This window comes from Pantoea sp. CTOTU50773 (assembly GCF_032082325.1).
Lineage (GTDB): Bacteria > Pseudomonadota > Gammaproteobacteria > Enterobacterales > Enterobacteriaceae > Pantoea > Pantoea communis.
On sequence record NZ_DAMDQC010000008.1, the window covers coordinates 30932 to 43632 of the forward strand.

Below are 12701 nucleotides of genomic sequence, written 5' to 3' on the forward strand. Positions count from 1 at the left end.
GGGCGGGAATCTCTCCCGCCCTGAACACTACCTATCCTTCCACGCTTAACGGGCAAACATCCCACCCGTTATGCGCATCAGAATGATCAGGCTTTCCGCTTTTTCGCCAGCGGCCAGGCCAGCAACAGCAGCACAATCCACGCGAAGCCAACATACAGCGACACGCGCGTGTCAGGGAAATAACCGATCAAGGCAATGATGAACACCAGAAAAGCCACGCCAAACCAGGCGGTTTTGCTGCCGCCAGGCAGGGCGAATTGCAGTTTACCCGCCTGCTCTTTGCCAATTTTGCGGCGAAACGCGATTTGCGACAGCAGAATCATGATCCACACCCACACCGTGGCGAAGGTCGCCAGCGACGCGATCACCAGGAACACCTTTTCCGGCATCAGGTAGTTGAGATACACGGCGATCAGCATCGCCACCATCATCACCTGCACGGTGACCCACGGAATCCCACGATCCGAGACCTTCTGGAACATCTTCGGCGCATGGCCCTGCTGCGCCATGCCGTGCAGCATACGCCCGACGCCAAACACGTCGCTGTTGATCGCCGACAGTGACGCCGTCAGCACCACGAAGTTAAGAATCGATGCCGCCGCCGCGATGCCCAGATGCTGGAAAGTCAGCACAAAGGGACTGCCGGAGGTGCCGACCTGGTTCCACGGATAGATCGACATGATGACAAACAGCGTGCCGACATAGAACACCAGAATACGCAGCGGAACGGAGTTAATGGCGCGTGGAATCGACTTCTCAGGCTCTTCCGCTTCACCGGCGGTGATACCGATAATTTCAATGCCGCCATAGGCAAACATCACCATCTGCAGTGACAGCAGCATACCGACAATGCCGTGAGCGAAGAAGCCACCGTTGGTCCACAGGTTATGGATACCCGTAGGCTGACCGCCGTTGCCGATGCCCCAGAAAATCATGCCAAAACCGGCGATGATCATGATGATAATGGTGGCGACTTTGAAGAAGGAGAACCAGAACTCGACTTCACCAAACACCTTCACGCTCATCAGGTTAATGGCACCGATAATCAGCACCACCGACAGCACCCAAATCCAGTGCGGTACTTCCGGGAACCACACGCCCATGTAGATACCAAAAGCCGTCACGTCGGCAATCGCCACAATCAGGATTTCAAAACAGTAGGTCCAGCCGGTGATGTAACCTGCTAACGGCCCCAGATAGTCCTGCGCGTAGCGCGAAAACGAGCTGGCCTGCGGGTTATTCACTGACATCTCACCCAAGGCACGCATGATGATGTACGCCACCGCACCGCCGATGATGTACGCCAGCAGCACGCTGGGGCCTGCCATTTTGATCGCATCCGCCGAGCCGTAAAACAGCCCGGTACCGATTGCCGATCCCAGCGCCATAAAACGGATGTGGCGCGTGCTCAGTCCGCGTTTGAGCTTGTTGGTTTCTTGCATAACACCAATACCTTGTAAATGAAAAAACCACGGGCAAGCCCGTGGTTGAAATTAACAGCAATGTCGATTACGAGTGGGCAGCGACCTGTTCGCGTCCTTTTGCCCGATCGACCACCGCGGCAATCACCAGCATCACCAGCGATGGCGGCAACCAGGAGAGTCCCTGATCGGCCAGTGGCAGATGCTGGCTAAACAGCGGCAGCACATCTTTAAAATTGGTGGTTTTGATGGCATCAACGATGCCAAACAACAGGCTCACCAGCATGGTTGGCGCGATAATACGCGTGCTCTTATTCCACCATTTCAGGGTGAAGCTCAGCACCACCAGCACGATGCACGGTGGATAAATCGCCGTCAGCACCGGAATCGAGATCTGAATCAGGTGGCTCAGGCCTAGATTCGACACCACCATCGAGAACAGACCCAGAATAAACACCAGCGCTTTATACGACAACGGCAGGTATTGCGCAAAGAATTCCGCACAGGCGCAGGTCAGGCCAACCGCCGTCACCATGCAGGCCACGAAGATCAGTGCTGCCAGGAAGAAGCTGCCCATGCCGCCAAAGGTCTGCTGCACATACGCATGCAGAATCGCTGCACCATTGGCATTCTGATCAACCAGGCCAGCACTGCCAGAACCGAGTTTGAACAGGCTCAGATACACCAGCGTCAAGCCAACACCGGCAATCACGCCCGCCAGCATGGTGTAACGGGTCAGCAGTTTCGCATCTTCAACGCCGCGAGAACGTGCCGCATTGACGATAACAATACCAAACACCAGCGCACCCAGCGTATCCATGGTCAGATAGCCGTTAACGAAGCCGCTGGAGAAGGCCGCACGCTGGTAATCAGCCGTAGCAGGCGCGATACCACCGGCCGGCCACAGCAGTGCTGCCAGACCGAGAATGGTCAGCGCCACGATTTTCAGCGGAGCGAGGAAGTGGCCGACAGTGTCCAGCAATTTGCCAGGATACAGGGAAATGCCAATCACCAGCGCAAAATAAATCAGGCTGTAGATAAACAGCGGCAGCGCGCCATCACCAGTCAGCGGAGCAATCCCCACTTCAAACGACACGGTCGCCGTACGCGGCGTAGCAAACAGCGGACCGACCGCCAGGTAGCAAACCGTTGCCAGCAACAGACCTGCGGCTTTACCAATTGGCGAGCTGAGGGCATCAATGCCGCCGCCCACGCGCGCCAGGGCGATAACGGTCATCACCGGCAAGCCAACGGCCGTAATCAGAAAGCCGAAAGCGGCAACCCAGACGTGTTCGCCAGACTGAATCCCCACCATCGGTGGAAAGATAATGTTTCCTGCACCTACGAACAGGGCAAACGTCATGAAGCCCAGCGCCAGGATATCCTTGGAGGTTAAACGATGTGTCATAAACTTCTGTACTGCCTGTAGCTGATGTTGCGGTGGAAGTTGAGTGCGTGTTGTCCTCTGCATGCACAAAAACAAAGGCTTATCTGATGAGTTCAGAGCGTTATGCGGGCCTAATCGTTAAAGCGCAGGTGATTTAATCTACTTTTCTTCTGTTCGCAGAGGGATTAATCGACAACGGCGCAAATTAAAACGTTTATAGCGAAGAAAGGCAATACGGGATCGGAAAACCAGAAGGATATAACAAGAAAGTGACGCAAAGCAGTTTATCAGCGTGGAATAGCGTGAAAACACCTCAGATGATTTGCTTAAAGTTTCCGCATCACGGGAGATCTCCTCGCAAAACCGGGCTCTTAAATGCACAAAAGGCGCGATTTACGCGCCTGTTTGCACAAGTTTACAGCATCACCACACCTGATTGGCGATATCGACCACCAGACGAATCTTCTGCCACTGCTGCGCTTCCGTCAGGCTGTTGCCCTCTTCTGTCGAGGCAAAGCCACATTGTGGGCTGAGGCAAATCTGGTTCAGGCTCACAAACTGAGAAGCTTCCTGCAGGCGCGCTTTCACCTGCTCCGGATCTTCCAGTTCACCGTTCTTAGTCGTGATCAGACCCAATACCACTTGCTGATGGCCGGGTTTGATAAAGCGCAGCGGCTCAAAACCCCCGGAACGCTCGTTGTCATATTCGAGGAAGTAAGCATCGATATTCACCTGACCAAACAGAATCTCGGCCACCGGCTCATAGCCACCTTCGGAAATCCAGGTTGAGCGGAAGTTGCCGCGGCACACATGCAGACCAATGGTCAGGTCAGCTGGTTTATCTTCCAGCGCTTTGTTCAGCACCTCAGCGTAAATACGCGCCAGTTCCTGCGGATCTTCACCGCGCTCACGGATCTGCTGCTGCTGATCCGAAGAGCACAGGTAAGCCCAAACAGTGTCATCCAGCTGCAGAAAACGGCAGCCCGCCGCGTAGAAAGCCGCGATCGCATCTTTGTATGTCTGCGCCAGGTCAGCAAAGTACGCTTTCAGATCGGGATAGACGGTGGCATCGATCACTTTACGGCCACCACGGAAGTGCAGCACGCTTGGGCTTGGGATGGTCATTTTCGCCACGGCGTCGCCCGCAATGCTTTTCAGGAAGCGGAAGTGATCCAGCATCGGGTGATGTGGATTAAAGGCCACCTTGCCGGTGACTTTCACGCCGTGCGCTTTGGTTTGCACGCCGTTGAACTGGATGCCCTGCTCCGCTTCAAATAGCTCAACGCCTTGCAGATCGCCAAAGAAGTCAAAGTGCCACCAGGCGCGACGGAACTCGCCGTCGGTGACCACTTGCAGGCCGTTGGCGCGCTGCTGCTCGACCACGTGGCGGATTTCTTTATCTTCTACCTGACGCAGCTGCTCAGCCGTGATCTCGCCATTGGCAAACTGCACGCGCGCTTGCTTGATCGCCGCAGGACGCAGAAAACTGCCGACGGTATCGGCACGGAACGGTTGTTGTTGTGGCATGTTCACTCCTGGCTAAACGCATAATTGCGTCAGGGTATAATTTCACCCGGTTATTTATAGCCATCTGGATGGCTAAATGTCCAGAAAGAGTGACATGCTGAAACAAATTGGGCAATGGAAGAAAATTCAGGTGACGTGAATAAAATTCATGATCGGGTGCTCGTTCTTCCATTTTACTCAATGGCGGCACGTGCCTGGGCCATCTGGCTTTCGGAAAGTGGCAAATAACCGGCTTCAGTTACCCGGCGCTGCCCTTCAGGTGATAACACCTGATGCAGGAACGCATTCACCAGCGGCGGCAGCGGTTTGCCCGGCGCTTTATTGACGTAAATATAGAGCGGACGCGACCACGGATAGCGGCCGCTGCGAATGGTTTCGGCGTCCGGCATCACGCTATCGCCGCTGGCAGTGACGATGGGCACCATCTTCACGCCGCTTAAGTGAAAACCAAAACTGGCATAACCAATGCTGTTGGGTGTTGCCGCAACGGCCTGCACCACCGCCGCCGAGCCGGGAAACTCCGCGACGTCCGAGCGGAAATCCCCTTTACACAGCGCCTGCTGTTTGAAGAAGCCCCAGGTACCTGATGCCGAATTACGGCCAAAACGCTGAATACTGCGTCGCGCCCAATCTCCCTGGTTGAGGCCAAGATCGCCCCAGTGCTGCGGCACCAAGTGCGCACCACACAGACGAGTGACAGAGAAAAGGGCATCGAGTTGCGGTTGATCGATACGCGTTAGCGGGTTGTCCTGATTGACCACCACCACCAGCGCATCCATCGCCACCGGCACCGCCAGCGGGGGATAGCCGTAGCGCGTGGTAAACAGTTGGCGTTCATCAATTTGCATCGGGCGGCTCATCGCCCCGAGCTGGGCAGCGCCTGCCGCCAGCGCGGTGGGTGCGGTTGAGGATCCAGCCGCCTGTACCTGAACGTTAACGCCCGGTGACTGGCGGCTGAAATCCTCGCCCCATAAGGTCATCAGATAGCCGAGAGTATCGGAACCGACGCTGCTAAGATTGCCGGTGAGCATGGTTTGTTGGCTTTGTGCCAGCGTAGAGCACAGCAGCAACGTGAACAGCAACAGCGATCTCATCAGGTCTTCCGCAAATCAGGTCAGGAACATTGAACTGCACATTCTGTCGCGCCGCGATTCATCACGCAATCAATTGCGCCACTTCATCGTGCTTAACTGACCTTACTGTGCACGCTCTTCGCCACAATCAAACGTGGCGGCAGCACGAACCTAAAACAGGTTTCCTGATGCGGAATACTGGTGATTTCCAGCCGTGCATTATGGTGACTCAATGCATGCTTAACGATCGCCAGCCCTAAGCCACTGCCGCCGGTGGCGCGCGATCGGGCTTTATCCACCCGATAGAAACGCTCGGTGAGGCGCGGTAAATGCTCCTCGCTGATCCCCGGTCCGTTATCGCACACTTTGAACTCCGCGCCCTCTTTGGTGCGCAGCCAGCTGATATCCAGGCGCGTCCCTTCCGGCGTGTGATTCACCGCGTTGTACACCAGATTAGAAATGGCGCTGCGCAGCTGTTCATCATTACCGAAGACTTTGAGGTGCGGATCCGTGCGGAAATGGATGCTGTGTCGCCCCTGGCTGAGCGTTTCCGCCTCGCGCTGCAACAGTTGCAGCATGCCCGGAACATCCACCGTCTCTTTGAGATCGATAGCCGGTGCGGCCTCGATACGCGACAAGGTCAGCAACTGTTTCACCAGGCTATCCATGCGGCGCGTTTGCTCCTGCATGGTATGCAACGCCTTGCCGCGCGTGCGCTCGTTCATCGTCGCATCGTCCATCATCTCCAGATAGCCCTGCAGCACCGTTAACGGCGTACGCAGTTCATGACTGACGTTGGCAAAGAAGTTACGCCGCGCCCCTTCCAGCTGGTGCATTTGGGTGACATCGCGCGCCACCATCAACCACTGCCCTTCGCTGTAGGGCATCACACGGAATTCCATATGATGTTGATTGTTCAGCACCAGCGTCAGCGGCTTGTCAAAATCGCGTTGGCGGATATAGCGGGAAAACTCAGGATAGCGTAGTAAATTGAGGATGTTCTGGCCATTATCTTCCGGCCAGCGCAGCCCAAGATGCTGTTGTGCCAGCCCGTTGCACCAGAAAATGGTGCCCTCTTCGGTGGTCAGGATCACTGCATCGGGCAGGGATTCGGCGCCGCTACGAAAGCGCTTAATCAGGTTACCCAACTCACGACGACGACGGCGGTTACGCAGTTGCATCTGGTACAAGCCGTAGAACAAGGGCTCCCAGCTACCGCGCCCGGCGGGTGGCGTCATAGAATGATCGACCCACAGCCAGTGCGACAGACGCATCAGATTTCTAAAGTGCCAAAACATCACACCTGACACCGCGATCAGCAGTAGCCAGGGCAGATAACCGAACAACAGACCAAGCACCAGCGCGGGCAAACAGACCAGCGCCAGCTCAGTCAATAATCTCTTCCAGGAGAGTCGTTCCAGCACGGTAAAAGACTCCGTTTAGTAGCGGGCAGAGAAACGATACCCTGTTCCGCGTACGGTTTGAACCATGCGATCGTGGCCAGATACTTCCAGTGCTTTACGTAAACGACGGATATGCACATCAACGGTACGATCTTCAACGTAGACGTTGGTGCCCCATACGTGGTTCAGCAGTTGTTCACGGCTGTAAACACGCTCCGGATGCGTCATAAAGAAGTGCAGCAATTTATATTCGGTGGGTCCCATTTCCAGCGGGGTACTTTCCGACATCACGCGATGCGAGGAAGGATCGAGGCTCAGACCCTGCATCTCAATCACCTCTTCCACCGCCATCGGTGAAATACGGCGCATTACCGCTTTGATACGTGCCATCAGCTCTTTCGGTGAGAAAGGCTTGGTGATGTAGTCATCGGCGCCGACTTCCAGACCGCGTACGCGATCTTCTTCTTCACCGCGTGCCGTCAGCATCATCACCGGGATGTCGCGCGTCATGGCTTCACGTTTCAAATGTTTAATAAACTGAATACCGCTGCCGCCAGGCAACATCCAATCCAGCAGAATTAAATCAGGCCAGGGTTCGATCAGCTTACCAATCGCGCTGTCATAGTCTTCTGCCTCAATAGGCTGGTAATCATTCTGTTCCAGCACGAAACATAACATTTCACGGATGGGAGCTTCGTCTTCCACAACCAAAATGCGCTTAGCCATTATAACTCCTGCTTTTGTGACAATAGGTCACTGGGATTTGCGGCGCCATTATGCGTCAGTTTTATGACACTTTTATGAAAAACCCTCCCTATGATAGATAGTGATAAAACAGAAATGTGACAACGATTATCGCTTTTTTTTCTTTGCGATCTGAAGAGGTTATAATTCGCCTTCGCTTAACGAAGCAGGGAGTATTCATGCGCATCATTCACACCGCGGATTGGCATCTTGGTCAGTTCTTTTACAGCAAAAGCCGGGCGGCCGAGCATCAAGCCTTCCTCGACTGGCTGCTGGCACAGATTACGCAGCATCAGGTGGATGCCTTAATCATCGCGGGAGACCTGTTTGATACCGGTTCGCCACCGAGCTATGCGCGTGAAATGTTTAACCGCTTCGTGGTGGCGCTACAGCCAACGCACTGTGAATTGATTGTGCTGGCGGGCAACCATGATTCTGTCGCTACCCTGAATGAATCACGCGAGTTACTCGCCTGTTTAAATACGCGAGTGATCACCAGCGCCACACCACAGGGCGAACAGCAGGTGCTGACGCTGCATCAACGCGATGGCACGCCGGGCGCACTGCTGTGCGCGATTCCCTATTTACGTCCGCGCGATATTTTGCGCAGCCAGGCGGGACAATCCGGGCGCGAGAAGCAGATCTCACTGCTGGAAGCGATTGAGCAGCATTATCAACAGTGTTATGCCGCAGCGCTGGCCGAGCGGGCAGATCGCGCACTTCCCATCATTGCCACCGGTCATCTCACCACCGTTGGCGTGACCAAAAGCGACTCGGTGCGCGATATCTATATCGGCACGCTGGATGCCTTCCCGGCGCAGGCGTTTCCCGCCGCGGATTACATTGCCCTGGGCCATATTCACCGTGCCCAGCGCATTGCTGATAGCGATCATATTCGCTACAGCGGTTCACCGATTCCGCTCAGCTTTGATGAATTAGGTCGCGAGAAAAGCGTGTTCCTGCTGGAGTTCAGCGCTCAGCTGGAAAGCGTCACTCCCCTCCCGATCCCGCAGTTCCAGCCAATGCAGATGCTAAAAGGCTCAATGGCGGAGATCGAACAACAGCTGAGCGAATTTAGCGAGGGAGATCGCGAGCAGCCCGTCTGGCTTGATATTGAAATCACCACGCAAGAATATCTCAGCGATTTGCAGCGCCGCGTTGAGCAACTGACCGAAGCCCTGCCGGTGGAAGTGCTACTGGTACGCCGCAGCCGCGAACAGCGTCAGCGCAGCCTGGCACGCATGGATAATGAAACGCTAAGCGAATTGAAAGTCGAAGAAGTGTTCGCCCGCCGTCTGGCGCAGGAAGATCAGTTAGATGCCGAACAAGCCGAGCAACTCACCCAACTGTTCCGCACCACCCTCGCCGCGCTGGAGAACCCGTCCACATGAAAATCCTGACGTTACGCTTTAAAAACCTCAATGCGCTGCGCGGTGAATGGTTTATCGATTTCCGCCGTGAACCCTTTGCCAGCAACGGCTTATTTGCCATAACCGGCGCGACCGGCGCGGGGAAAACCACCTTGCTGGATGCCATTTGCCTGGCGCTTTATCACCAGACGCCGCGCCTTGGCGTGCTATCCCAGACGCAAAACGAACTGATCACCCGTGACACCGCCGAATGTCTGGCAGAAGTGGAATTTGAGATCAAAGGCGAAGCCTGGCGCGCCTTCTGGAGCCAGAACCGCGCACGCGGCCAGGCGGATGGCAAATTGCAGGCACCGCGTGTCGAGCTGGCGCGCGTGGCGGATAACCAGATTGTGGCCGATAAGGTGGGTGACAAACTCAAGCTCATCGAAACCCTTTCTGGCCTCGATTTTGACCGTTTCACCCGTTCAATGATGCTGTCGCAAGGCCAGTTCGCTGCCTTCCTCAACGCCAAGCCGGGCGAACGCGCCGAACTGCTGGAAGAACTCACCGGCACCGAAATTTACGGCCAAATCTCGATGCAGATTTACGAGCGCTGGCGCACCGCACGCAGCGATCTGGAGACACTGCGCGCCCGCGCTGGCGGCATGATGCTGCTGGATGAGACGCGTCGCACAGAGCTGATGCAGCAGGTTGAAGCCTTAACGGCGCAGGAAAAAACGCTGAGCGAGCAGCTTGAGCAAGCGCAACAGCAACAACAGTGGCTGACGCACTCGCAACAGCTGGCGCAGGAGCAGCAGCAAGTCGAACAGGCGAACCTGGATGCCGAACAGGCATGGCAGCGGGCGGAAAGCGATCGCCAACGCCTGGCACGCGCGGAACCGGCTGAAAAGCTGCGAGAAAAACTTCAGCAGCGTGAGCAGTTGCAACAAGATTACCAGCTCGCAACCCAGCAGGCGCAGCAGCTCCACACGCAGCAGCAAAATGCGCAAACCGCGCTGCAGCAGGGTGAAAAAAGTTATCAGACGGCACAGCAAGCGCGTGAGCAGGCACTCGCCGATCAGCAGCAGCTGGAAACCTTGCTTACCGAACAGGTGATTCCGCTCGACCAACAGCTCGCCAGCCTCGCACAGCAGTTGGCGGAGCAGCAGCGCCTGCATGCGCAACAGTCACAGACAGTGCAGCAAAGCCAGATCGCGCTCAGTCAGCATCTGCTAACACGTGAGCGCTTACAACAGCAGCTGGCAGAACAGCAGACATTTCGCAGCCGTGAAGCGGCGGTAGCAGACTGGGGGCCAGAACTGACGCGCTGGCAAGCTGATATCGCCCGTTTCGATGAACGCGAGCAGGCGCTGACACAACTTCGTGCGCAACAGCAGCAGCAAAACGCGCAGCTGACCCAGCAGCAGCAGGCGATTGCCGAAGGTGATCGCAGGTTAGAACCTCTGCAGCAGGCTGAGACGCAGGCCAGCCAGCAACGTCAGCAAGCGGAGCAGGTACTCACTTCACTTGAGACTGAAATCAGCAGCACCTCACTGCGTGACGCGCTGACACAGCATCAACAGCAGCGCGCGGCACGCCACCAGCTCAGCTTACTGGCGGCGCGCTGGCAATCGTTGCAGCCGCAGTTGCAACAGCGGCAACAAAAACTCACGCTGTTACAGCAACAGCATCAGCAAGACGAACGCGCTTTGCAGGCACTGCGCGACGATTACAAACGTGAGAACCAGACGCTGCTCGATCTGCGCAAAATCTGCGAGCTGGAGCGCACCATTGCACAGTTGGCTGATGAACGCGCCCGGCTGCAGCCCGATCAGCCCTGCCCGCTGTGCGGTTCGTGCCAGCATCCGGCTATTGCGCAGTATCAGCAATTACAACCAGGTGAAAACCAACAGCGGCTGGCGGCACAGGAAACGCGGGTTAACAAGCTCAAAGAATCAGGCACGGCGAAAAGTGAACAGCACAAGCTGTCGCTGCAGCAGCAGCAGGTGCTGCAACAGGAGATTGCCGAATTCGAACAGCAACTCGCGGTGGCGCGCGAGCAGTGGCAAGCTTTCAGCGGTGAGCTGGCACTTACCTGCACGTTAGATCAGCAGGAAGTCTTTACGGCGTGGCAACAGCAGCAGGATGCGCAGGAAGCCACGCAGCAGCAGCAACTGCAGCAGCGCGAAAATGCGGCGCGAGCGTTACAACAGGCCAAAGACGCGCATCTGGTACAGCAACAACAGTGGCAGCAGCAGCATAGCGCACAACTGCTGGCACAACAGCAACTGAACAACCTGCAGCAAACGCTGGATGAACTTAATCAGCGGGAAACTCAGGAACATAGCGCCTGGCAGCAGTTAGCGCAGCAACTGGAACAGCAGCTTACGGCACATCAGTTTGCGCTGCCCGAACGCGATGCCCGTGCCAGTTGGCTGGCTACGTTGCAGCAGCGCTGGCAAGCCTGGCAGCAGAGTGAGCGCTTGCTGGCTGAGTTACAGCCGCAACTGGCTAAAGCCGACAGCGAGCAGAACAACCTGCAAAGCAACCTGACGCGCGAGCAGCAGCAGCTGGAGACATTGCAGCACGCGCTCAGCAGCCTGCAACAGCAGCACGCAGAACAGCAGCAGCAGCGTCAGCAACTGTTTGGCGATCGTCAGGTGAGCGTTGCGCGTCAGCAGCAGCAGGCCTTGCTGCAACAGTGCGAACAGGCGCTGGCGCAGCAGTTACAACTGTGGCAGCAGGCACAAAGTCAGCTGCACAGCCTGAATGGTCAGTGTGAGCAAATTGATAGCCAACTTCAGGCCATGCATCTGCGTATGCAGGCGGCAGAAACGGCGTTTAACAGCGCACTCCAGCAGAGCGACTTCGCCGACGAGCAGGCATTGCGCAGCGCGTTGCTGGACGAACAGGACATTCAGCATCTGCGCCAGCATCTGCAAGCCCTGGAGCAACAGCGTCAGCAGCAGATTACCCTGCACCAACAGCTGGCGCAGCGCGTCACTGCCCATCAGCAACAGCGCCCTGCCACGCTAAGTGACGAAGTGGCGGCGGGTATTGCTGAACAGCTGGAATCCCTGCGTCTGGCCCTGCGCGACAATGCCCGTCAGCAGGGTGAAGCGCAGCAGCAGTTGCACAGTGATGCCCAACAGCGTCAGCAGCAGCAATCATTACTGACGCAGATTGCCAATGACGAGGTGGAGCTGACGCAACTGGGTCGCCTGAATGATTTAATCGGTTCAGCCAAAGGCGATAAATTCCGCCGCTTCGCCCAGGGATTAACGCTCGATCATCTGGTATGGCTGGCGAACCGTCAGCTGGATCGCTTACACGGACGCTACCTGTTGCAACGCCGTGTCACCGATGAGCTGGAGCTGGAAGTGGTCGATACCTGGCAGGCCGATGCCACGCGCGATACCCGCACGCTGTCCGGCGGCGAAAGCTTCCTGGTGAGTCTGGCACTGGCGCTGGCGCTGTCTGATTTGGTCAGCCACAAAACGCGCATCGAATCGCTGTTCCTTGATGAAGGCTTCGGCACGCTGGACGCCGAAACACTCGACACCGCGCTGGATGCCCTCGACGCATTGAACGCCAGCGGTAAAACCATCGGCGTGATCAGTCACGTTGAAGCGATGAAAGAACGTATTCCGGTGCAGATCAGGGTGCGGAAGATGAATGGACTGGGTTACAGCAAGCTGGAGTTGCCGGGGGAATAAACGTCCGTCCCGCCATCAAATGAGCCTCTTTTCACAGGGTGCGGCTGTCTGGCCGCACCTGACATTCAGCTGTGCGTCGTG

Annotated in this window: 8 protein-coding genes; 2 read left to right on the top strand and 6 right to left on the bottom strand. The window is 56.4% G+C overall.

The window, feature by feature from the left end:
• Positions 1-86 precede the first annotated feature (86 nt).
• The 6 genes from proY to phoB all read right to left on the bottom strand — a co-directional run bounded on the left by proY (position 87) and on the right by phoB (position 7537).
• Complete coding sequence (gene proY / locus RT340_RS02470) at positions 87-1442, bottom strand: proline-specific permease ProY (RefSeq protein ID WP_313373864.1); 1356 nt, start codon at positions 1440-1442, stop codon at positions 87-89.
• 67 nt (positions 1443-1509) lie between these two features.
• The gene (brnQ, locus tag RT340_RS02475) at positions 1510-2829 is read right to left on the bottom strand and encodes a branched-chain amino acid transporter carrier protein BrnQ (RefSeq protein ID WP_160834002.1); all 1320 of its coding nucleotides are present in this window, start codon (positions 2827-2829) and stop codon (positions 1510-1512) included.
• 402 nt (positions 2830-3231) lie between these two features.
• Positions 3232-4335, bottom strand: coding sequence for a cobalamin-independent methionine synthase II family protein (locus tag RT340_RS02480; protein ID WP_160834003.1), 1104 nt, complete (start codon positions 4333-4335; stop codon positions 3232-3234).
• Between the two features lie 173 nt (positions 4336-4508).
• Positions 4509-5429 carry a phosphate ABC transporter substrate-binding protein PstS family protein gene (locus tag RT340_RS02485; protein ID WP_313373867.1) on the bottom strand — a complete coding sequence of 307 codons (921 nt, stop codon included), beginning with the start codon at positions 5427-5429 and terminating at the stop codon, positions 4509-4511.
• Positions 5430-5521: 92 nt separating this feature from the next.
• Positions 5522-6832: a phosphate regulon sensor histidine kinase PhoR gene (phoR, locus tag RT340_RS02490; protein ID WP_313373869.1), complete on the bottom strand. Its 1311-nt coding sequence runs from the start codon at positions 6830-6832 to the stop codon at positions 5522-5524.
• A gap of 15 nt (positions 6833-6847) precedes the next feature.
• A complete protein-coding gene (phoB, locus tag RT340_RS02495; RefSeq protein ID WP_034830536.1) occupies positions 6848-7537 on the bottom strand; it encodes a phosphate response regulator transcription factor PhoB in 690 nt (229 codons plus the stop codon).
• Between the two features lie 197 nt (positions 7538-7734).
• Here phoB and sbcD point away from each other — a divergent pair, with 197 nt between their 5' ends.
• On the top strand, positions 7735-8946 hold the full coding sequence (gene sbcD / locus RT340_RS02500; protein ID WP_313373871.1) for an exonuclease subunit SbcD: 1212 nt from the start codon (positions 7735-7737) through the stop codon (positions 8944-8946).
• Positions 8943-12620 (top strand): AAA family ATPase, encoded by a 3678-nt coding sequence (locus RT340_RS02505; protein WP_313373873.1) that lies wholly within the window; start codon positions 8943-8945, stop codon positions 12618-12620. The genes sbcD and RT340_RS02505 overlap by 4 nt, the downstream gene beginning before the upstream one ends.
• Positions 12621-12701: the final 81 nt, after the last annotated feature.

Bases quoted from the DNA above. Each gene is read 5' to 3' on its own strand.
- proY (WP_313373864.1), bottom strand. From the start codon at position 1,442: ATGCAAGAAACCAACAAGCTCAAACGCGGACTGAGCACGCGCCACATC.
- brnQ (WP_160834002.1), bottom strand. From the start codon at position 2,829: ATGACACATCGTTTAACCTCCAAGGATATCCTGGCGCTGGGCTTCATG.
- RT340_RS02480 (WP_160834003.1), bottom strand. From the start codon at position 4,335: ATGCCACAACAACAACCGTTCCGTGCCGATACCGTCGGCAGTTTTCTG.
- RT340_RS02485 (WP_313373867.1), bottom strand. From the start codon at position 5,429: ATGAGATCGCTGTTGCTGTTCACGTTGCTGCTGTGCTCTACGCTGGCA.
- phoB (WP_034830536.1), bottom strand. From the start codon at position 7,537: ATGGCTAAGCGCATTTTGGTTGTGGAAGACGAAGCTCCCATCCGTGAA.
- sbcD (WP_313373871.1), top strand. From the start codon at position 7,735: ATGCGCATCATTCACACCGCGGATTGGCATCTTGGTCAGTTCTTTTAC.
- RT340_RS02505 (WP_313373873.1), top strand. From the start codon at position 8,943: ATGAAAATCCTGACGTTACGCTTTAAAAACCTCAATGCGCTGCGCGGT.